Annotated in this window: 23 protein-coding genes; 16 read left to right on the plus strand and 7 right to left on the minus strand. The window is 70.3% G+C overall.

Translation table 11 applies throughout. The features are described from left to right. Positions 1–2: 2 nt before the first annotated feature. Genes BLU81_RS49585 through BLU81_RS10995 form a run of 4 tightly spaced genes read right to left on the minus strand, consistent with a single transcriptional unit; the run spans position 3 to position 2,530 of the window. The gene (locus BLU81_RS49585) at positions 3–752 is read right to left on the minus strand and encodes a DUF4303 domain-containing protein (RefSeq protein ID WP_197686185.1); all 750 of its coding nucleotides are present in this window, start codon (positions 750–752) and stop codon (positions 3–5) included. 17 nt (positions 753–769) lie between these two features. After that, positions 770–1,384: a lipoprotein gene (locus BLU81_RS47870; protein WP_157751466.1), complete on the minus strand. Its 615-nt coding sequence runs from the start codon at positions 1,382–1,384 to the stop codon at positions 770–772. A 24-nt stretch (positions 1,385–1,408) separates the two neighbouring features. Further along, positions 1,409–1,891, minus strand: coding sequence for a hypothetical protein (locus BLU81_RS10990; protein WP_157751467.1), 483 nt, complete (start codon positions 1,889–1,891; stop codon positions 1,409–1,411). Between the two features lie 18 nt (positions 1,892–1,909). Continuing rightward, positions 1,910–2,530, minus strand: coding sequence for a histidine phosphatase family protein (locus tag BLU81_RS10995; RefSeq protein ID WP_092544003.1), 621 nt, complete (start codon positions 2,528–2,530; stop codon positions 1,910–1,912). Between the two features lie 181 nt (positions 2,531–2,711). Here BLU81_RS10995 and BLU81_RS11000 point away from each other — a divergent pair, with 181 nt between their 5' ends. The 8 genes from BLU81_RS11000 to BLU81_RS11035 all read left to right on the plus strand — a co-directional run bounded on the left by BLU81_RS11000 (position 2,712) and on the right by BLU81_RS11035 (position 10,771). Continuing rightward, positions 2,712–4,487 carry a serine/threonine-protein kinase gene (locus BLU81_RS11000; protein ID WP_157751468.1) on the plus strand — a complete coding sequence of 592 codons (1,776 nt, stop codon included), beginning with the start codon at positions 2,712–2,714 and terminating at the stop codon, positions 4,485–4,487. 73 nt (positions 4,488–4,560) lie between these two features. Then, on the plus strand, positions 4,561–5,349 hold the full coding sequence (locus BLU81_RS11005) for an FHA domain-containing protein (RefSeq protein ID WP_092544007.1): 789 nt from the start codon (positions 4,561–4,563) through the stop codon (positions 5,347–5,349). Positions 5,350–5,646: 297 nt separating this feature from the next. Continuing rightward, positions 5,647–6,903 (plus strand): family 16 glycosylhydrolase, encoded by a 1,257-nt coding sequence (locus BLU81_RS11010; protein WP_172890526.1) that lies wholly within the window; start codon positions 5,647–5,649, stop codon positions 6,901–6,903. 80 nt (positions 6,904–6,983) lie between these two features. Continuing rightward, positions 6,984–7,484 carry an RICIN domain-containing protein gene (locus BLU81_RS11015; RefSeq protein WP_157751469.1) on the plus strand — a complete coding sequence of 167 codons (501 nt, stop codon included), beginning with the start codon at positions 6,984–6,986 and terminating at the stop codon, positions 7,482–7,484. Between the two features lie 380 nt (positions 7,485–7,864). After that, the gene (locus BLU81_RS11020) at positions 7,865–8,242 is read left to right on the plus strand and encodes an NUDIX hydrolase (RefSeq protein WP_092544013.1); all 378 of its coding nucleotides are present in this window, start codon (positions 7,865–7,867) and stop codon (positions 8,240–8,242) included. A 218-nt stretch (positions 8,243–8,460) separates the two neighbouring features. Next, on the plus strand, positions 8,461–9,060 hold the full coding sequence (locus BLU81_RS11025; protein ID WP_197686186.1) for an RNA polymerase sigma factor: 600 nt from the start codon (positions 8,461–8,463) through the stop codon (positions 9,058–9,060). Continuing rightward, positions 9,050–9,535: a hypothetical protein gene (locus BLU81_RS11030; RefSeq protein WP_092544015.1), complete on the plus strand. Its 486-nt coding sequence runs from the start codon at positions 9,050–9,052 to the stop codon at positions 9,533–9,535. The genes BLU81_RS11025 and BLU81_RS11030 overlap by 11 nt, the downstream gene beginning before the upstream one ends. Before the next feature lie 18 nt (positions 9,536–9,553). Next, entirely contained in the window at positions 9,554–10,771 is a 1,218-nt protein-coding gene (locus BLU81_RS11035) for a S8 family peptidase (RefSeq protein WP_092544017.1), read from the plus strand. On the opposite strand, the gene BLU81_RS11040 is transcribed toward BLU81_RS11035, so the two are convergent. Together BLU81_RS11040 and BLU81_RS11045 are read right to left on the minus strand one after the other, a co-directional pair. Further along, on the minus strand, positions 10,756–13,344 hold the full coding sequence (locus BLU81_RS11040; RefSeq protein WP_092544019.1) for a CHAT domain-containing protein: 2,589 nt from the start codon (positions 13,342–13,344) through the stop codon (positions 10,756–10,758). The two genes, BLU81_RS11035 and BLU81_RS11040, sit on opposite strands and share 16 nt — an antisense overlap. 45 nt (positions 13,345–13,389) lie before the next feature. Next, positions 13,390–14,271, minus strand: coding sequence for an alpha/beta hydrolase fold domain-containing protein (locus BLU81_RS11045; protein ID WP_092544021.1), 882 nt, complete (start codon positions 14,269–14,271; stop codon positions 13,390–13,392). A gap of 146 nt (positions 14,272–14,417) precedes the next feature. Between BLU81_RS11045 and BLU81_RS11050 the strand changes: the two genes are divergently transcribed. The 8 genes from BLU81_RS11050 to BLU81_RS11080 all read left to right on the plus strand — a co-directional run bounded on the left by BLU81_RS11050 (position 14,418) and on the right by BLU81_RS11080 (position 19,170). Next, positions 14,418–15,164 carry an SAM-dependent methyltransferase gene (locus tag BLU81_RS11050; protein ID WP_092544023.1) on the plus strand — a complete coding sequence of 249 codons (747 nt, stop codon included), beginning with the start codon at positions 14,418–14,420 and terminating at the stop codon, positions 15,162–15,164. Positions 15,165–15,213: 49 nt separating this feature from the next. Further along, on the plus strand, positions 15,214–15,687 hold the full coding sequence (locus tag BLU81_RS11055; protein ID WP_092556905.1) for a macro domain-containing protein: 474 nt from the start codon (positions 15,214–15,216) through the stop codon (positions 15,685–15,687). A 17-nt stretch (positions 15,688–15,704) separates the two neighbouring features. Continuing rightward, positions 15,705–16,376, plus strand: a complete 672-nt coding sequence (locus BLU81_RS11060; protein WP_197686187.1) for an alpha/beta fold hydrolase — start codon at positions 15,705–15,707, stop codon at positions 16,374–16,376. Positions 16,377–16,415: 39 nt separating this feature from the next. Further along, positions 16,416–17,045, plus strand: a complete 630-nt coding sequence (locus BLU81_RS11065) for a DUF2332 family protein (RefSeq protein WP_092544027.1) — start codon at positions 16,416–16,418, stop codon at positions 17,043–17,045. Continuing rightward, a complete protein-coding gene (locus tag BLU81_RS11070) occupies positions 17,042–17,686 on the plus strand; it encodes a maleylpyruvate isomerase family mycothiol-dependent enzyme (protein WP_092544029.1) in 645 nt (214 codons plus the stop codon). Before BLU81_RS11065 ends, BLU81_RS11070 begins: the two co-directional genes overlap by 4 nt. Before the next feature lie 7 nt (positions 17,687–17,693). Continuing rightward, positions 17,694–18,239 (plus strand): NUDIX domain-containing protein, encoded by a 546-nt coding sequence (locus BLU81_RS11075; RefSeq protein ID WP_092544031.1) that lies wholly within the window; start codon positions 17,694–17,696, stop codon positions 18,237–18,239. Continuing rightward, positions 18,236–18,403, plus strand: coding sequence for a hypothetical protein (locus tag BLU81_RS49120; protein WP_172890527.1), 168 nt, complete (start codon positions 18,236–18,238; stop codon positions 18,401–18,403). Before BLU81_RS11075 ends, BLU81_RS49120 begins: the two co-directional genes overlap by 4 nt. 71 nt (positions 18,404–18,474) lie before the next feature. Then, positions 18,475–19,170 (plus strand): GNAT family N-acetyltransferase, encoded by a 696-nt coding sequence (locus BLU81_RS11080; RefSeq protein ID WP_157751470.1) that lies wholly within the window; start codon positions 18,475–18,477, stop codon positions 19,168–19,170. Between the two features lie 52 nt (positions 19,171–19,222). On the opposite strand, the gene BLU81_RS11085 is transcribed toward BLU81_RS11080, so the two are convergent. Next, positions 19,223–20,356 (minus strand): hypothetical protein, encoded by a 1,134-nt coding sequence (locus BLU81_RS11085; protein WP_092544035.1) that lies wholly within the window; start codon positions 20,354–20,356, stop codon positions 19,223–19,225.

Raw genomic sequence — 20,356 nt, forward strand, 5'->3', positions numbered from 1 at the left:
TGTCATTCCGCGGCCTCGGTCAGCCATGCGGTCAGGGCCGGGCCGGGCGGGTTGAGGCGGATCGTGCGGGCCGTGTTGGTGTGGTCCGGCGGCATCACCTCAACGGTGACGATCATGTCCTCGCGGGCCAGTGGCGCGGCGCTGAACAGGCCTTCCTCGTCCAGGGTGCGCACCGCCCGCTCGATGGCCGCCAGCCGTGCCTCCGGGTCCCCGCCGGCTTCGAACAATGGTCGCAGCTCAGCGAAATGACGTTCCCCGAAAAACATGAAGGCGCTATCCGCGTACGACCATTTGAGCTCTTCGTCGGTCGACGTCTCATAGGACGAGGCCGACAGGTACGGCGTGAGCACCTCCCCCGGAGTCGTCAGCGTGAGGTAGTAGAACCGGTGGTCCGGATAGCTCGCGAACAGTTCGGTCACCGCCCGCCGGGTCGCCTCCCGAACCGCGTCCTCCAGCGAGAAGACCGCCTCGGCCGGCACCCGGAAGACACCCCGCCCACGCTGGTCCTCGATGTCGAACCACAGCCGGACGTGAACAGCGCCATTCGTGCTCTCTTCCAGGACGTCGCAGGGAATGGCGATCGTCACCGGGAATTCAGCGCCGGCCCCGAGCCGTTCACCGGCGTCCAGCACCGGCGCCTTCTCCACCAGGATCGCCGTGGTGCCGTCCGCCTCCCGGAACCGCACCTCGACCCAACCCGGCGGCTCTTCGTCGAGCCGCCGGGTCGCCTCGGCGCGCAGGTAATGACTCACCGGTCGATCCTGACTGGTCACGTGTCGGTGGAGAGGGTTTTCCGGGCGAGTTCGAAGGCCGGCAGCATCGCCGGGTGTTCCTCCGCACCGAACGGGCTGAGCTGCACGATCACCGCGCCGGCCCGGGTGTTCAGGGCGAACGCCGAATACTTGCCGTGGTGGTCGAGACCCTTGTCGTAGCTCTGCCAGGTCATCTCGGCGCCCTGCACAGTGCCGAACTGAACGTCCTGGTAGGTGGTCCCGGAGATCTCCTGTCCGCGTGTACCGGCTTTCAGGAACGCGGCCAGTTGCTCCCGCGGCTGCCCGCTGAGATCGTCCGCCTGGTAGACCCGCAGGAAGCCGATGTGGCCGGCCGGTTTGGCGTCGATCTCGCAGACCACCGAGAAGTCGCCGACCCGGCCGAGGGCCGCCAGTTCCCCGAAGGCCTCCAGGTCGACGGCGACCGGTTTCCAGTCGGTGGCCACTTCGAACGAGAGCGGCATCTCGCAGGCGCTCCCCACGGCCCCGATCCGGACCGCTTCCCTGTTGGTGACTGCCGGAGCCGCCGACGGGGGCGAACTGACCGGCGCCGACTCGGAACAGCCGCCCACAGCGACGACGACAGCGACCGCGACCGATTTGAAGATCCTCACAGCCCGGGGAGCCTACCGGCATGGCTACAGCGTCTCCCGCGGTAGCTCGCCCTCTCGGATCTGCACCAACCCGTCGTTCTCCCACTCCTCGCGGGAATGTGCGGGAGCCAGTTCGAATCCGGCGCGTCCAGCAGGGGAACGAAAGTCGGCCCGGAGGCGTCCGATCAAGGCCCGGGCCAGCGCTGGAGTCTCCGGTGAGTCGTCCGGGTCGTCGATGCTCAGGCCGAGCACCGCGGACCCTTCGCGAGTGATCGTGATGATCGCTGCGTAGTGGACACGCGCCTCGAGGTAGAGCGAGAAGCCGTCATCCGGAGTGTCGCCACGCCCGAGTTCAGCGAGTGCCGCTCGATCGTCGTCACTGGCGGCGCCCTCGATGTAGGCACGGATGAAGGTTGCGAGCCTGTCGTCTCCCGGCCTCTCGCGGTCGACGTAGCTTTCGATGAACCGGCTGAGCTCGCCCGCGTCACACTTCGGAAGCCAGATGTAGACATCCATGCAAGGCGGCATCAGCGGATCGTACCGGCGCTACGTCCGTTCGTCGGCCGATCCGGGCACGGGATGGAGCGGCCGATCGGCTGTCCCTGACGTTCTCCTCTTCGGTGTGAGACGGTCGGCTGACACGTACTCCCAGCCTTCGCGCCATTCGAAGTCGGCCGTTGCCAGGTCCTCCAAGGGGAAGCCGTCGAGCAGGTGGTCGAAGGCCCAGCGGGTGGCGACGTGCCCGACCACCAGGATTCGCTTGCCGTCCCAGCGCGACGGCAGGTCGGCGAGGAACCCGCCTACCCGGGTGACCGCCTGCCGCCAGCTCTCGCCGTCGGGATACGGCTGGTCCAGGTGGTTCGTCCGTTGCCCGTGCACCTCGGCGGCCGGTCTGCCGTTGAGGGAGCCGTAGTCGCACTCGCGGAGCCGCCAGTCGTGCAGGACCGGCACGGGGCTGCCGTCGAAGGCGATCTCGGTGGTCTCCACGGCCCGGCGCAGGTCCGAAGTGAACACCGCATCGATGCCGTCGTCGCGGCGCCGCTGTCCCAGTTCGATCGCGAGGCTCCGGCCCCGGTCCGACAGCCGTCCGGGTAGCCAGCCGGTGGCGATACCCCGGTCGTTGTCCTCACTCCACGAGTGCGTCTCGAAAACGATCACCGTCGACATCTCTGAGAGCCTACCGGCGTCCTGTGCGGCTGCCTCCCGGCGCTGAAACCATCTTCTTGACAGATCCCTGGCTTTCGGTACACATGAGAGGTGGCGAGGTACGCCGACCGGGGCGCACCACTGCCGTGGAGTTCATCGCGCTCGTCCGACCGGCATTGAGGCGATCACGGGAGAGCGAATCGTGCAGACGGAGCGAGTTGTCGCCAACCGGTACCGGCTGGAGGAGCAGGTCGGCTCCGGGGGCGGCGGAGTCGTGTGGCGGGCCACCGACGAACGCCTCGGCAGAGAGGTCGCGCTGAAGCGAGCCCTGTCCGGGGACGAGGACCCGCGGCGGTTCCGGCAGTTGGAGCACGAGGCGAAACTGCTCGCCCGGTTGAACCACCGGCATGTCGTGACGATCTACGACGTGCTGGACGACAACGGTGAGTGCTGGCTGGTCATGGAGTACGTACCGGCGCGCAGCATGGCCGAGTTGGACGTCATCACGCCTCGGCAGGCGGCGAAGCTGGGCGCGCAGATCGCCGACGCGCTCGCGACGGTGCACGCGAAGGGGATCCTGCACCGCGACATCAAGCCCGGCAACGTCCTCATGATCTCCGACGACGAGGTGAAGCTCGCCGACTTCGGCATCTCCCGCGATGGCGCGGGAGATGCGACGGTGACCTGCCCTGGTCTGCTCACCGGGTCGCCGGGATACGTGGCGCCGGAGGTGGCCAACGGTGCCGCGCCGACAGCGGCGTCCGACGTGTTCTCGCTGGCATCCACGTTGTTCACCGTGGTGGAAGGCGAGTCACCGGTCGGGTCGACGACCGACGACATGCGGCTGCGCCTTCGACGCGCCGCCAACGGCGCCATCGCCGCGCCGCGCCGGAGCGGCACGCTCGCGCCGGTGCTGGAGCGGATGCTGCGGGTCGACGCCGGGCAACGTCCCACCGCGGCCGAGGTGCAGGAGATCCTCGCGGACATCGCCGGCGTGCAGACCACCCGGCGCGTGTCCCACCCGAGGTCGGCCGGGCGCCGTGGGCTTCTCGTCACTGCCGGGGCGCTGGCCGCGGTCGCGGCGGTGACGAGCCGCATCGCGTTCTTCGATGAGCCCGTGACGCCGGCGGGGCCGGTGCTCGGTGCCGACCTACGCACCGCCGATCCGTGCGCGCTGATCCGGGACGCGGCTCTGGAGCCATTCGGCAGACCCAACCTGGTCTCGGACGATTCCGGGTTCAGCCAGTGCAACGTCATCGTCAAGAAGGACCGGAAAGAGGCGAACCTCCTGGCGTTGATCGACAGCACTCCCGGCGAGCAGTCGCCCGTGCAGGCACAGGACAACGGGAGGTACCGGCTCGTAGACGAACCGGCGGGTGAGGGATCCTGCGGGCGCCGGCTGCTGTTACCCGACCGCTACGAAATCCGGATCGAGGTGACCAGGGCCGACCTGATCGACGCCGATGCGTGCGCCATGGCCGACGTCGCCGTCCGGAGTGCCGACGCGGTGATCACCAGAGGACCGATTCCGGAGCGCCGACCCGGCAACCCGACGTTGCGGCCGGACTCCTTCAGCAGGGCGGACGCCTGCAGGGCCAAGGACTCGCCGTCGTTCCCCGATCGGCCCGGGATCGACCGCGGGAACCCGGAGGTCGGCTTCGGTCGCTGGAAGTGCACCTGGACCGGTACCGCCGACGGGATCGTTTACCGGCTGCGCTTCACCAGGGCGAAGCCGTTGGTCAAGTCCGGCGCGACGAGGGTGACGATCGACGGCCGGTATTCGGTGATCTCCTATCCCGGAGACGCACCTGGCGACGACATGTGTGAGGTCGAAGCGCACAACTTCACCTACGTGGACGCGTACGGCTTCGACAAGGACGAGGTGTTGGAAGCCACTGTCGTCGGCGGGGGCCTGTCGCCGGACGAGCGGTGCCTGCTCACGACCCGGTTGGCCACCGCCTTCTTCCCACCACGGTGACGCGGGAACCCTCCCGCGAATCCGGGGCAGGCTGACGGGCGCGCTGCTCACCCTGAGGTGCCAGGAGGCGAACATGCCAGAAGGACGACCGAACGAGCTCCCGGCGAACCATCACAGCCTCGCCCTCGGAGTCCCCGCCGGCGTCGCACCGGGCATGCTGCACGTGCTGGCGGCGGCCGGCGGCATCACCGTCGGACCCAAGGAGGGGCGGACCGTCCTCTTCGGGCGGAGCAGGCCGGATGTGCACGTCTGCTTCGGCGAGGACGACCTGCGCATCAGCAGGGAGCACGGGGCGCTCACCTGCCGCGGTGACCGGTGGTGGATCAGCATGCGGGGTCGCCTCCCGTTACGGCTGCCGGAATCCCGCCTGTTGTTCCGGCAGGACGAGCCGGTCCCGTTGCGGACGGGGTACACCCCGCTGTTCGTCCGCGGCTCCCACGAACGACTGCACCTGCTCGAAGTACACGTACAACCCAGGAACGGCCACCGGCCACCGGCCGACCACCACACACCGACCAGCCCTCCGCGCACGTGGCACCTGACCTCGGTGGAGAAGCGTGTGGTCGTCGTGCTCGCCCAGCGGTACCTCCTGCACGAGGTGCACCCGATCCCGCTGTCCTGGCGTCAGGTCGCGGCACACCTCAACGAGATCCGGCCCACCGACGACTGGAACCACAAGAAGGTCGAGCGCGTCGTGGCCGAGGTGCGGAGCCGGTTGAGCGGCAACGGTGTCCCCGGCCTGACCCGTGAAGAGGTCGGTGAGCCCATCGGGAACACGCTGAACCACAACCTCATCCGCGAACTGATGGAGAGCACCACCCTCGTGCCACCGGACCTGCGCATCCTCGACCACGACGGCTGAGACCTCCACGGTCGGGCGCCCGGGCCTCGCGGAGCTTGCCCGCCGATGGGGCCTCGCACTGCACTTCCGGCTGGAGCGGAGCTCCATTCGGCAGGTGACACAGTCTATTGTGCGGCAGGTGCAGATGGATAGCACGTCACCATAGCACATGTACTCCTGGACCATTCCCGGAGAAATGCGAAATGGTCGTACCCGCAGAAAGGATCGCATTCAAGGCAAGAGAAGGAGGCGCATATGATCGCGAGTCGTACACGATCGCGACCTGTATTGGCAGTTCTCAGCGCGGCAGTGTTCGCCTTGGCCTCGCTCACGGGCGCGGCGGCGGGCGACGGAAAGGACGGTCCGGTTTCGACGACGGTGGCCGGAGTGGCGGTCACGGCCACCGTGCTGAACGACCACCAGGTCAGAGTCGACTGGACGACCACTCTGAACCCATCGCCCAGTTCCTGGACCGTGGGGCGGGACGGCTTCGACACCCTCGGCTCAGGTCCGTGGTCCACTTCTGTCTCCAGCGCCGTCCGGACGTGGACGTTCAACTCCCTGATCACCGGACAGCAGTACACCTTCACGGTCACGCCGGCGGGGAGCACCGACGGATCGACCGCCACCGCGACCCCCGGTGACCCGAATCCGCCGTCCGGAGTGACGGTCACGGCCACCGTGCTGAACGAGAACCAGGTCAAGGTCGACTGGACGAGCACGCTGAGCCCACAGCCCGCGTCCTGGACCGTGGGGCGTGACGGCGTCGACGACAACGGCTCGGGCCCGTGGTCCACCACCGTTTCCGGCGCCACCCGGACGTGGACGTTCAATTCCCTGATCACCGGACAGCAATACACCTTCACGGTCACGCCGGCGGGCAGCGCCCAGGGATTCACCGCCACCGCCACCCCCGGCGGAACGGTTCCGCCGCCCGGCGGCACCGCACAGGAGACCCAGGGCTGGGGTGCGCCCGTCTGGCAGGACGACTTCAACGGCACCGCGGTCGGTTCGCAGTGGGGTGTCTACACCGACCCGGGAAGCCAGCACGGCAATCGTCAGCCGAGCCAGTGCCAGGTTTCCGGCGGATCGCTGAAACTGGTCTCGCTGCCGGACCGGAGGACGTGCGGCATGTCGCACCAGCGCGACCAGACCCACGGGCGCTGGGAGGCGCGCGTCAAGACGTCCGGAGCTGGGTGGAAGAGCCTGTTCATCATCTGGCCGGAGTCCGATGAATGGAATGACGGGGAGTACGACTGGATGGAGCAGACCGCGGGCGGCAACTGCTACGGCGGCTTCATGCACTATCCGGGGGATCCCCGACGTCAAGAAGTCCTCCCGCAGAACTCGGCGAGCTGCGTCGGGTCGACCCAATGGCACCACGTGGCCTTCGAGTGGACCGCCACCAGCCTGAAAGGGTGGGTCGACGGTCGGTTGTGGTACACCATTCCCGCCATGGGCACCCTCACCCGGATGCCGGCCGGCCACGTCACCATTCAGCAGGACGACCAGGGATCCGGCTCCGGCAATTCCGCGCTGCAGGAAGTCGATTGGATCAAGGGCTGGGACCTGTGAACGCAGAGTTCACTTCAGAGGCCCCGGTCCGGGCCGGAGCCTTAGAGGCCGACCACCAGAGCACTCCGGGAGGAGACTTCATGAGATCGAGGTTCGTCAAAGCACTTTCCATGCTCGCCGCGATCTTCACCCTTGTTGCGGTCAGCGCGACTCCGGCAAGCGCGGAAACGGGATATTATTGGGCGTCCAACCGCGCAGGCGGCTGCCTGGACTTCTCGGTCCAGTTCGGCTTCCGAGTCTTCCCCTGCAACGGCGATCAGCGCTACCAACGCCTCGATTACCGGAGGACCGTCGCCAACAATCCCGACATCTACCAGATCAGGGGAAACCCCGGATCGGGACGCCCCAACACCTGCATCACCGCGGATGAAAGCGGCGCCCCGGTCAGAAGCGACGCATGCGCCGTCAACAGCAGTCAGTTCTTCACCATTCGGTACGCGAACGGTTGGGCGTACTTCGACAGCGTCTCCAAACCTGGCCTGTGCCTGACCAAGTCCAGCACGCCCTACAACGGCGGAAACGTTCTGAGAACGGAGCCGTGCGCGGGGAGAACCGAACAATATTGGGTGTTCACCCAGTAGCGACCGCACCGGGGGCGGGCGTCGGCCGGCGTCCGCCCCCGGTCCCTGATGAGTTGAGCGGACAGTTCGGTCGAGATCTCGGCTTCTGCACCCTCCTTGCCGACGCAGACCCGAACGCCGACTCCTCCCTCACATGGGCGCGATGCGCATCGGGACAGCACGTCGACCGCCTTTCGAGTCATTCATTGCCTCGAAAGGGCCTTCTGTCGCTTCCGCCCGGCGGTCGCGGGGTGACCTTGTGCCGGGACCAGGTCGCGCGGTGGGCGCGGGAGGTGTGGGTTCGGCGCTAGCGGTCATGGCGTACCGGCAAGTGGGTTTGATCTTCGGCTTTCGAGGGTGTCGGGGTTCGGGGGTGGCCGGGGCGCTGGGAACATGGGGGGATGAGTGACATCGACAAGGTTGCGTGGGTTCATCTTGTTGACGGGCGGGTGCTCAGTACCCGTAATCGAGGTAAGGACGTCTTCTACTTTCCCGGCGGGAAGCGGGAAGCCGGCGAGAGTGACCTGGACACGCTGGTGCGCGAGATCCGGGAGGAGCTCGATGTGGCGGTCACGGTGGGCAGTGCTGAGTTGTTCGGGGTGTTCACCGCTGCGGCGCACGGGCATCCGGGGCGGCGGGTGCGGATGACCTGTTACACCGCCGACTATGTCGGGCAGTTGCGGGCCAGTAGTGAGATCGAGGAGTTCGCCTGGCTGACCTATGCCGACCGGGGCCGGGTGTCGCCCGTCGATCAGCTGATCTTCGACCGGCTGTGGTGACGCTGTATCCGCCTCTGGGTCCGTGGGTGACGGGCATCGGGTGTACATCGAGGAGTGCGGTGGACCGGTGGTTGGCTGTTGCCGGGCCTTCTCCCGGATGCGCTGGGAGGCGGTCGTCTCGTCGGATGTGATCAAGTCTTCGATGTCGGCTAGGCGACAGAATGTGGTACGGAACGGACGAGGCGGACTACTCAGAGACAACACTGAAGGAGTCCGTGATGGAGCCGTTGGAGACGGCCGCCCTGGTTGCGCGCGCCAGGAGCGGTGACGCGTCCGCCTGGGAGGCGCTGGTCGGGGCGTACGCCGGTCTCGTCTGGTCGGTGGCCCGCGCGCACCGGCTCGGTACCGCCGACGCCGAGGACGTCTGTCAGACGACCTGGGAGAAGTTCGCCCGTTCGCTGGGCACGCTGACCGATCCGGATCGGGCCGGGGCCTGGCTGTCGACGACCGCGCGGCGCGAGTCGTTGCGGGTCCTCGCCGCCCGCAATCGCACGCCGCCGGCCGGGGACATGGCCTGGATCGGGGCGGCCCGCGAAGACGAGTCGCCGGAGGAGATCGTGGTCGCCGCCGACGAGCGGCTGCGCCGTGACGAACTGGCCGGCCGCCTGTGGGAGGGCCTGAACCAGCTCGGTGACGGCTGCCAGCGGCTGTTGCGGGTGATGATGGCCGAACCGGCGCCGTCGTACGCGGAAGCCGCCGCCGCCCTGGATGTGCCGATCGGCTATCTGGGGCCGACCCGGCACCGCTGTCTGGAGAAACTGCGCCGTCTGATGAGACCGGCTGTATCAGGAACCGTGGAGCACGGTCATGACCGGTGACATGCCCCGCGAAGAGGAGACCGGCGATATGGATCTGGACGCAGCGCTGCGAGCACTGATCGGCCGGGTGGATCCGATGCCACCGGCGGTCGGCAGGTACGCGGTGGCAGCGTTCGCGTTCCATGACTCCGGTGAGGACTTCGCCGACCTGGAATGGGATTCGCTCACCGACGACGGCGCGCTGACCCGAGGGCCGGACGACACCCGGATGCTGGTGTTCGGTGCGGCCGGTTCCGGCGGGGTCCAGGTGCATCTGGGGGTGACCCGGGTGGCCGGCGGGTTCGAGGTGGACGGACTGGTCGAACCGGCCGGTCACACTGAGGCCGTGCTGCTCCATGACGGGGGTACCGTGCGCCGCCCGATCGACGGGGAGGGCCGGTTCGACGCCGACCTGCCTCTGGTCCGGTCGGTTCGGCTGCGGCTGCGGGGCGCCGTTTCCCCTCCGATCGTCACCGCCTGGGTGGCGGTCGGCTGACGCGAAAGCGAGACGACCATGCCCGAAGAGACCGCGTTCCCGAACCCGTGGGCGCTCGACCCACGGATCCGCCGGACCGGTGACACCTACTACTTCGCCGGTGAGCTGTTGGTCGCGGACCCGGACATGCGGGAGATGAACACGCTGCTGGGTCCGCTGCGAACGTTGCGGACCGTCGCCGACGACCCGCTCGCCGGGATCGTGACCCGGGTCGCGGTGCCGGCCGGTGACGACGGGGTGGAGACCGACCTGCCGGCGCTGGTGTCGTCGATGCGGGGGCTGGCCCGGGGCGGGCCACGGGTCGGGCTCAACCATGCCTTCGCCGCCAACAGCGGCGCGCCGATCACCGGCCAGCCGAAACTGCACGGCGGTCTGGCCACCGAACCGCTTCCGGTGCCGGAACAGCCGACGGCCGCCGGGGCGACCGAGTGCCGGCCGGTACGGGTCGCGGTCGTCGACACCGGGCTGGACCCGGCGGCGCTGACGATGCCGGTGTTCGGGCGGCCGCTGCGGCACGGGGTGCACGAGCTGGACCAGGTCTACCTGGACTCGGCGACGCGGCGGATCGGGCTGATGGGTGGGCACGGTACCGCCGCCGCCGGGGTGGTGGCCCGGTACGCGCGCCACTGTGTGCTGATGTCGGTGCAGGTCCTGTCGGTGCACGGCATCACCGACGAGGTGAATCTGGCGGCCGGGATCCTGCGGGCCCGTGACGCCGGAGCCGAGATCATCAGCATGTCGCTCGGTGGTGTGTTCGAGGGGGACACACCACCGCTCGCGCTGGAGCTGGTGCTGGACAGTCTGCCGGCCGAGACCGTGGTGGTCGCGGCGGCCGGCAACGTCGAGAGCGCGACGCCGAACTTCTATCCGGCCAGCCGGGACGGGGTGATCTCGGTGGCGGCCGTCGACACGACCGGGGCGGCGGCCGTGCCGGCCGGGTTCAGCAACACCGGCAACTGGATCACGGTCTGCGCGCCGGGGGTGCGGGTGCATCTGCCGTACGTGACCGGTACCTGGGATCACGGGCCGCAGCCGCTCACGTTCGCCGGGCAGGTGGCGTGGAGTGGTACGTCGTTCGCGACACCGTACGTGGCGGCCCGGATCGCGGCCGCCACCTCGGCCGGGCAGAGCTGCCGGGACGCCGCGGACATCCTGCTCAAGGGGCTGCCGGATCCGTTCCCCGGGTACGGGCGCTATCTGGAGGCGCCCGGCGACTTCACCTATCCGGCACCGTGACAGATGAACGCTGACGCGGCCGGATCGCCGCGCGACGCCCACTGAGCCTCGGCGAGCGCCACGGACGGGGACGATCCGGCCCGCAGTCGATCGTGCAGGCGCACCATCACGTCGCGGGCCGCGCCGTCGCGGACCGGGGCGACCGTGGCGATCACCGAGCGGGTGCCCAGCGCCAGCAGTGCGGCGGCGAAACCCATGATCTCGTCGCCGCGGTGCACGGTGGACAGGCCGGAGTCGCAGGCGGACAGCACCACCAGATCGGGCGGGTGGTTCAGGGTCTCCAGGTCGTAGACGGTCAGCGGGCCGTCGGCCAGGCCCAGCGTGGAGAACTGCGGGTTGTCGGCGCGGAAGGTTCCGTGTGCGGCGATGTGGGTGCGGGCTGCGCCGTCCATGGCGTGCAGTACGGCCGGGACGCGTGCCTGGTCACCGGCCAGGGCGTGCGCTGTGCCGTACCGTACGCCCAAGGTCTTGATCTCGTCGGCCGCGCCGGGCAGACCGGGACCGGCGACCAGGACCGTGCCCTCGCCGGACGGCGCCGCGGATGCCGCGCGTAGCCAGGCGACCGCGCTGGGGGCCACCGACACGGTCCGGTCGGCGCAGGTCGGCAGCATCCGCCACGGGACCCCGTGCAGCCGGCCCGATGCCACGATGACCAGGCCGGCGTTCCCGATCAGCGGGCGCAGCGGGGCGAGCAGCATCCGGTCGAGGCGGTCCGCGCCGGACGGCCCGGTCCGGTCGCGCAGCGACATCCGGTGCAGGGCGAACCGCAGCGCGCGGATCTCGGTGTTGACCGCGCCGACCGGTCCCAGTTCGCGGCGGGTCAGCCGGCCCCCGGCCAGCACCACCGCGTGCAGCGTGTCGTCGACGGTGATCAGTTCGATCAGGGCCCGGCCGGCCAGGTGCTCGGTGAGTGTCCGGGTGCGCAGGGCACCGGCGCGGGCCACCGGGGTCGCCGGGTGGGTGCGGCGGACCCGGTCCCGGATGGAGCGTTCCAGGTGGGCCTGCCGCAGCTGGTGGCGTCGCGCGTCACGGCCTTCGGCCAGGGCCTGTTCGCGGACCGCGGCGACCGCCCGCAGTTCGGCGAACTCCTCGGCCAGCCCCGGATCCTGCGGCGGCCCGGCCGGGCGCAGTTGCTGGGCGGCGGCCCGGCCGCGTTCGGCCCAGATCAGCAGCGACCGGGCCGACCCGGCCGACACCGCCAGCCGCAACGCGGTCATCACCAGGTCGAATCCGTGTTCGGCGGCGCGCACCCGCAGTTCGGTGGCGCCCAGGGTGAGCCGGTGTTCGTCCAGGGCGCGCAGCCCCGCCCGCAGCGCGGCCTCGGCGCCCCGGCGGTCGCCGCCCGCGATCCGTAGCAGGGCCATCGCGTGCCAGGCGCTCACCCGCAGTGCCGCCGGATAACCCGGGCGCCGGGCGCGGGCGGTGTGCCGCAGCAGTTCGGTGGCCTCACCGGGCCGGCCGGCGGCGAGGGCGCAGCGGGCCGCGATCAGGGCGGCGTCGGCGGCCGGGGCGGCCCAACCGGCGTCGCGCAGCGCGGCGGCACCGGCGACCGCCGCGCGCAGCAGAGCCGGACGTGGCCGTCCCGCGGTCCAGTCGGTGCGCAGGCGGGTGTAGCCGGCGACGGTGGCCCAGCCGGGGCGGCCCTGCCGGGTGAAGGCGCGTTCGGCGAGGCGGGCGGCGTGCCGGGCGGCGGTCAGGTCGCCGCAGGCCAGGGCGGCGGCGGCCAGCAGCAGGCGGGCTTCGGCCAGGTCGGCGGTCATCCGGCGGCGGGTCAGTTCCCGGACGGCCGCGGTAGCCACGTCCCGGGCCTCCTCGTACAGCCCTGCCGACAGCAGCACGTCACAACGATCCATCATGATCATCGCCGGGGAGAGGTGATGCTGGACGTAGTGGTCCTCGGCGGCGGCCAGATGGGTCAGCGCGGTCACCACCCGGCCGTCGCGGCCGGCCGCGAAACCACGATTCCATCGGACGTCGGCGACCGCCAGGTCCTGGCCCAGCGCGGCGTACAGTTCCTCGGCGCGCCGCAGGTCCGTCTCGGCCGGGCCCGGATGGCCGCGGTAGGCGTGCAGGACACCCCGGTTGTTGCGGACCCGGGCCTCCCAGTGCAGGTCACCTTCGCGGCGGAAGACGGCCAGGGCGCTGCCGTACCCGCGCAGGGCCTCCCGGAACAGGCCGCGCCGCTGCGCGACCAGCGCCAGCTGATGGCCGAGACGGGCGGCTTCGAGCCCTTCCAGGTACGGTGCGGCCGCCTCGCCCAGGCTCATGGCTTCGGCGATGTCGCCCTGGTCGGCGCGCACCAGGGCCAGGGTCATCCGGGCGCGGGCCGCCGCCACCGGCAGGCCCGCCGCGTCGGCCAGGGCGACCGCGCGGCGCAGATGCCGGGCCGCCGACGCGACGTTGTTGCTCTCCCGGCCGGCCAGCCCGAGAACCCGCTCGGCCGCCGACTCGGCCCCGGCGTCACCGGCTCGCCGGGCGGCGGTGCGCACCCGCAGCGCCTCGGCGCGGGCCAGCCGGGGATCGGTCTGGACCAGTCGCATGGCGGCGTCCGCCCGCTCCTGCACCGTCGCCATGTTCGGTCTCCTATGGATCGAGGCTCAGAACATAGCCGGTCGCCTTTACCGGGTCGCCTGCCGGATGTGGTCGGTCACGGCGAGTCTGCCCTGGCGGGCTTCGGGGACCGGGAGCAGCGGGTAGACGTGCACGGCGCCCTCCTGCTCGTGGTAGGTCAGCGGCACCGACTGCGGGATGCGGTCCCGCAGCACCCGGCAGTCGGGCATGGTGATGTCGCGGGTGCCGACCAGGATCTGGGTCGGCGGCAGGATCGCCAGGTCCCCGTAGAGCGGGCTGACCCGTGGATCCGTCAGCGCGACGTCACCGGCCCACGCGGCGGCGAGGGGGCGCAGGCCGGCCCGGCGCAGCCACGGGTCGGACGGTTCCAAGGCGTCGACCTCGGGGTTGGCCATCGACAGGTCGAGCCACGGGGCGATCGCGGTCAGCCCGGCCACTCCCCCGGCCGGGCCGCCGGCGGCCTGGGCGGCCAGCAGCGCCAGCCCGCCGCCGGCCGAGTCGCCGGCCAGGTAGACGCGCCGGCCGCGGGCCACCTCCGCGGTGATCACGGCGGTGACGAACTCCAGCGCCTGCAGAGCGTGGTGGGCCGGGGCCAGGCCGTAGATGGGCACGGCCACCTCGTGGCCGGTGCGGTCGGCGAGGTGGGCGATCAGCGACCAGTGCGGGCCGACGATCTCGTTGGTGTACGCCCCGCCGTGCAGGTACACCACCGTCACGCCGGTGCCGGACGGCCCGGTCCGCACCCGGTGCAGGTCGAAACCGTGGTCGTGGGTGGTGCTCACGTCGTACCTGCGGGTGATGCTCTTCGGGGGTGCGGAGGGGCGTTTGGGGCGGGCGAGGATCCGCCGGCCGGCCTGTTCGGTGGCGAATCCGCGCTGGTAGGCCAGCCGGGTGAAGGCCGCCACCACGTTCATCTGCCAGCTCGCCATGACGGCCTCCTCGTTCGCTGGCGCTGATCTTAGGGTGGTGGCCCGGCTAAATCGATCGCTCGATCATCCGATGGCGGTTAGATTCACGGGCTCCACGACGTGTCCTCTTGTTCGGCTTGTTCCGCGCGACGTGAGGAATCGAAGAAATGGATCTGCCACGTAGTTTCGTCATCCGGGAGCGGGATCACCGCATCCACAACCCGTTCACTGCCGCCAAGCTGGCCACCCTGGGGGCGGCGATCCGGTTGCGGCCGGGGCAGAAGGTGCTCGACCTGGCCTGCGGCAGCGGGGAGATGCTGTGCACCTGGAGCCGTGAGCACGGGGTCGGCGGCACCGGCGTCGACATCAGCACGGTGTTCCTGGCCGCGGCTCGCGCCCGCGCCGTCGAACTGGGGGTGTCCGGCCGGGTGGAGTTCACGCACGCCGACGCGGCCGGTTTCGTGGCGGCCGAGCCGGTGGACGTCGCGGCCTGCATCGGTGCCACCTGGATCGGCGGCGGTGTCGAAGGCACCCTCGAGTTGCTCGGGCGCAGTCTGCGGCCGGGCGGGATCGTGCTGGTCGGCGAGCCGTTCTGGCGTCGGCAGCCGCCGGACCGGGTGGCGGTCGAGGGCAGCGGCGCCCAAACCCGTGAGCAGTTCGAGGATCTGCCCGGTCTGGTGGCGTCGTTCGGGCGGTTCGGGTGGGACCTGGTCGAGATGGTGCTGGCCGACGGCGACAGCTGGGATCGGTACGTCGCCGCTCAGTGGCTCACGGTGCGCACCTGGCTCGCGGAGAACCCGGACGACGAGCTGGCCGGTGCGATGCGCGTCGAACTGGACACCGCGCCGCTGAACTACGTCCGCTATCAGCGCCGCTATCTCGGGTGGGGAGTGTTCGCCCTGATGAGACGCTGACCCCGTATTGACGTCGCGGGACCGGGCCGTCGTACGCGAAGATCTGCCGATGGTGGAATTGAAGATCATCAAGGGTGACGCGACGAGCCCACAGGCCAAGGGGCCGAAGATCATCGCGCATGTCTGCAACGACATCGGCGGATGGGGCAAGGGTTTCGTGGTCGCGGTGTCACGGCGCTGGCCGGAGCCCGAACGGGCGTTCCGGCAGTGGCACCGGGGCCGGGCCGGAAACGACTTCGGGCTCGGCGCCGTCCAGTTGGTGCAGGTCACACCGGATGTGTGGGTGGCGAACATGGTCGGCCAGCGGGGCATCCGGACCGGTAGCGGCGGGCCGCCGGTGCGCTACGACGCGATCGGGACCTGCCTGGGCGCGGTCGCCGGCCACGCGGCGCGGCTGGGGGCATCGGTGCACATGCCGCGGATCGGATGCGGACTGGCCGGCGGCAAATGGGAACGCATCGAACCGATGATCGTGACGGCCCTCTGCGAACGTGGCATTTCTACCACCGTCTACGACTTCTAGCGCCTATTTTGTCTGATGTGACCAACGAACAGATCGTGCTCATCGGCGGGCTGTGGACGGACGTGTCGGTGTGGGCCGACGTCGCCGCCGCGCTGGGCCCGTCAGCCGTGCCGGTGTCGCTGCCCGCCCACGCTTCGGCCACTCTCGACGACCAGGTGGCGGCGGTTCTCGCGGCCGTCGACGCGGCGCCCGGCAAGTCGGTGGTGGTGGGTCATTCGGCGGCGTGCACGCTGGCGTGGCTGGCCGCCGACGCCCGGCCCGACCGGGTCGCGAAGGTGGTGCTGATCGGCGGGTACCCGTCGTCGGATGGTGCGCAGTACGCGGCGTTCTTCGCGGTGCAGGACGGTTTCATGGCGTTCCCCGGGTGGGAGCCGTTCGAGGGTGCCGACGCGGCCGACCTGGACGAGCAGGCGCGGGCGTCGTTCGCCGCGAACGCGGTTCCGGTGCCGGAGGGTGTCGCCACCGGGGTGGTGCGGTGGACCGACGAGCGCCGGTTCGACGTGCCGGTGGTGCTGATCTGCCCCGAGTTCACGCCCGCGCAGGCCCGTGAGTGGATCGACGCCGGCGAACTCCCCGAACTGGCGAAGGCGAAACATCTGACCCTGGTCGACATCGACTCCGGCCACTGGCCGATGCTGACCCGCCCCGCCGAACTGGCCGCCCTTCTTCGGGACAGCGCCGGGCGGTGACCACGCGTCGCCTCGAGATTGGTGTGCCAGGATCACCCGGTGACGACCGCTGAGTTGTACGCCGACTTCGCCACCCGTGAGGCGCGGGGTGTGTCGCCCGTCTACGAGCGGCTGGCGCTGGCAGTCGCGGCGGACACCGTGATCCACCGGCTGCTGGCGGCGGTGCCGGTCGCGAAACGGCAGCCGAACCTGCTGTTCGCGGTGGTGCGGCTGCTCGGCGGGCCGGTCGAGCAGCCGGGCGCGTTCCACGCTTTCACGGTCACTCACTGGGCGGCGATCGAGGCGGACCTACGGGTCCGGGCCACTCAGACCAACGAGGCTCGTCTGCAGGCGGCCGCCGCGGTCGCCGCCGCCGACCCACCCGAGTTGATCACCGGTGATCTGGTCGACGACCTGCCCGCGCTGGCCGCCGAGGCCCCGCCGGATGCGACGCTGGTGGTCTTTCACACCTCGGTGCTGTACCAGGTTCCGGCGGACCGCCGGGCGGCATTCATCGACCTGGCCGGCGCACTGCCCGGTCACTGGATCTCCGCCGAGTCACCGGAGGTGGTGCCGTTCGACGGGCTGCCACCCACACCGGACGACACGTCGTACAACGTTGTCACCCTCGACGGCAGGCCGCTGGCCTGGTCGAAGGCGCACGGCCAGTCGGTGCGGTGGTTCGGGTGAGCGCCCTGCGCGCCGAGGCCTCGGCGTTCGGCGCCGTGCTTGAATCGCTGACGGCTGCCGAGTGGGAGTTGCCCACCCGTTGCGCGCCCTGGCTGGTCCGTGACCTGGCCGGGCATGTGATCACCGTGTTGAGCCGGGTGCCCGTGATGATCGCCGCCCCGGCGCCTTCGGCACCGGACACCACGGCGGCCGGCTATTACCGCGCGGACAAGCGTTTCAGCGAGACCGCCAACACCGAGCGGGTACGAACGGCGCAGGCGCGCGCGGTCTCCCCCGCCGAGTTCGCGGCGACCGTGGCGGCGATGCTGCACGCCGTCGACGGGGCCGCCGCGGATCGGGTGGTGGTGACCCGGCACGGCGACGCCATGCTGCTCACCGACTTCCTCACCACCAGGGTCGTCGAACTCGCCGTGCACGGCCTGGACGTCGCCGACGCGCTCGGCCGGCCCGCCTGGATCACCCCGCAGGCCGCCGCCGTGGTGCTGGACCTGTTGTTCGGCCCTGACCGGCAGTCCGCGATCACCGGCCTCGGAGCAGACCCGGAGACGGTGCTGCGCCGTGCGACCGGTCGCGCCCCGGTGACTCCCGCCGAATCCGGCCGGCTGACCGAAGCCGGGCTCCGCCGGCTGACCCTGGGATAGGTGAATCATGGAACAGGTGAGCACCCGCGTCGTCTACCGCAACCCGTGGATGACGGTCCGGGAGGATGAGGTCCGCCGCCCCGACGGTAGTCCCGGGATCTACGGTGTCGTCGAGAAACCCGATTTCGCCCTGGTCCTGCCGCGCTGGGAGGACGGTTTCTGGTTGGTGGAGCAGTTCCGTTACCCGGTCGGGCGGCGGGCGTGGGAGTTCCCGCAGGGCAGCTGGGGCACCGGCGGGTCCGGCGATCAGCTGGCCCTGGCCCGTCAGGAGCTGGCCGAGGAGACCGGCCTGCGCGCCGGTTCGATGACCCATCTCGGTCACCTGTACGAGGCTTACGGTTACTGCACCCAGGGTTTCGACGTGTACCTGGCCTCCGATCTGGAGTCCGGTGTCCCGGACCGTGAGGTGACCGAACAGGACATGATCCACCGGCGGTTCACCGACTCCGAGGTGACCGGTCTGATCCGCACCGGCGGCATCGTCGACGCCCCGTCGCTGGCCGCCTTGACCCTGTACCGCCTGTCCCAGGAGGCCCCGTCGTGCAGCCGATGACCAAGCCCGAACGCCGAACCCAGACCAGCCGCATCGTCGGTAACCTGGCCATCGGCACCGGCCTGTTGCTCACCGTGACAGGCGAGGTCCAGGTCCTCGCCGCGCTGCTGGTCCTGATCGGTGTGGGCCTGCGGATCGAGGCAGCCGTCACCGCCGGTCACTGATCTTGCCGCGGGTGCTCGGGTCGCGGTGTCGTGAGCGGACGCGGCCGGGATTCTCCAGGAGGGTGTGGATCGTGCGGTCGTGGGTCGAGGACGACGGTGTTCGGATCTACCTCATCGAGACAGCGGCGCTCGACGGGGAAGAGGCTCTCGACGCGGGCACGGCGCTCGACGCGGGTGAGGACGCGGTGCGCCGGATCGTCGCCGAGCAGGGGATCACGGGGCCGGTGACGCTCGGTGGCAATGCCGTCGACGGGGATCATGCTCGGGAGGCGCTGCTGGTCGGCCGGGGGTATCGGCGGGTCTTCACGATGATCGAGATGCGGCGCGACGCGGGGTTCGTACCGGCGAGCTCGCTGCCCGAAGGTTTCCGGGTGCGCACCGCGACCGGCGATGACGCGGGGGCACTGTGGCGGCTGGCGCGGCGGGCGTGGGCCGGGCGGGCGTTCGTGAGCCTGCCCAGTGAGGACCGGCTGCGTGATTGGCTTCGACGATCCGATCTGTCGACCTTCGAAGTGGTCACGGCGGGTGATCGGATCGCCGCGTTCGCCGCGGTGGTCGGCGATGAGATCGACGACCTTGTGGTGGACCCGGACTTTCAGCGTCGCGGTCTCGCGTCCGTCCTGCTCAGCCGGGCTCTGACTCGTCTGGGTGGTACGGCCCGGCTGCGGACCGAAGCCCATGATCCATCAGGGGCCCGGACCCTGTACGAACGTTTTGGCTTCCAGGTGACGGCGGCTCACCACCGCTACCGAAAGCCGCTCCGCTGAAGGCGTGCGGCGAGGCTGGACCGGCTCCGGCCTCGCACAGCGGTCGAGAAGGTCAGCGGCGGGAGTTCAGGTAGGCCTTCGAGAACTGCACGTGGTGGGACATGCGGACCTTGTGCAGGAACTTCTCCGGGCTGTCGCCGATCTGGGCGCGGTCCAGGTGTAGCCGCCAGCGGTCCAGGTCGGACTGCCACAGTTCGACGAAACGGTGGCAGAGCCGGTAGGTGATGTCGGCGCTGCGGCCCCGGGCGGCTTCCAGGGAGCGCCGCATCCGGTGGTGGTCGGGTCCGTCGCCGGATGCGGCGAGGAGCAGGTCGATGAAGTGGCGGCGGCGGTAGAGGGCGTCGCCCCAGTAGGTGCTGCCCGGGTTCGCCGGTTGCTGACCGCCGTCGAGCAGCCAGAACAGGCCTTCGGCGAGAGTGTCGCCGAGTTCTTCGGCGACGGCGCGGGCCGGGTTGGCGAACGGGTCGTAGGGGCGCTGGTGCATCGTCCCGGACCGGGCCGCCCGGAAGGGCACGCCGTCGCCGAGGAGGAAGAACCAGTCCTCGTTGTAGATGTTGGGGAAGAACGAGCGGGTCCGGAAGGTGTCGACGATCATGGCGCCGCCGCCGATGAACGTGCTCTGGGGTCCGTCGACGGCGCGGTTGGCGTGGCAGACGACGGAGTTGTCGGCGAATCCGTGGTTGGCCAGGCCGACGGCGCGGTAGTCGTCGACCAGTGGTGCCACCCGGTGCAGGTGTGCCGGGTCGTCGATGTGGATGTCGTCGTCGAGGAAGAGCACCCGCTGCCAGCCGGAGCCGCGGGCGAAGACCGTCCCGAGGTTGCGTTTGAGGCTGAGGTCGCTGGTGGAGCCGAATCCGTTCTGCTGCAGGAACAGGTCGGTGTCGGATCGGGGCAGGTGTTCGGCCAGGGACGGGTCGACGTCGACGGCGAGGACGGCGGCGGCCTCCTGGTCGGCGATCCGGATGGTCTGAGCGGCGGACGCGGCGCGGCTGCAGAGAGCGACGACCGGGCAGTCGATGGTCTTGGCGACCTGCATGGCGTGGCGCAGCGCGTCGGCCGACCACGCGGTGGGCACGATGATGGCGTCGAGTCCTCGGCCGGCGGGCGCCTCCGCCGGGATCGGCAACTCCTGGAGCAGGTCGGTGTGGGAGCCGTGGTGGAGTTCAGCGGTCTGGTAACTGAGCAC

This window comes from Actinoplanes derwentensis, assembly GCF_900104725.1.
GTDB classification, from domain to species: Bacteria; Actinomycetota; Actinomycetes; order Mycobacteriales; family Micromonosporaceae; genus Actinoplanes; species Actinoplanes derwentensis.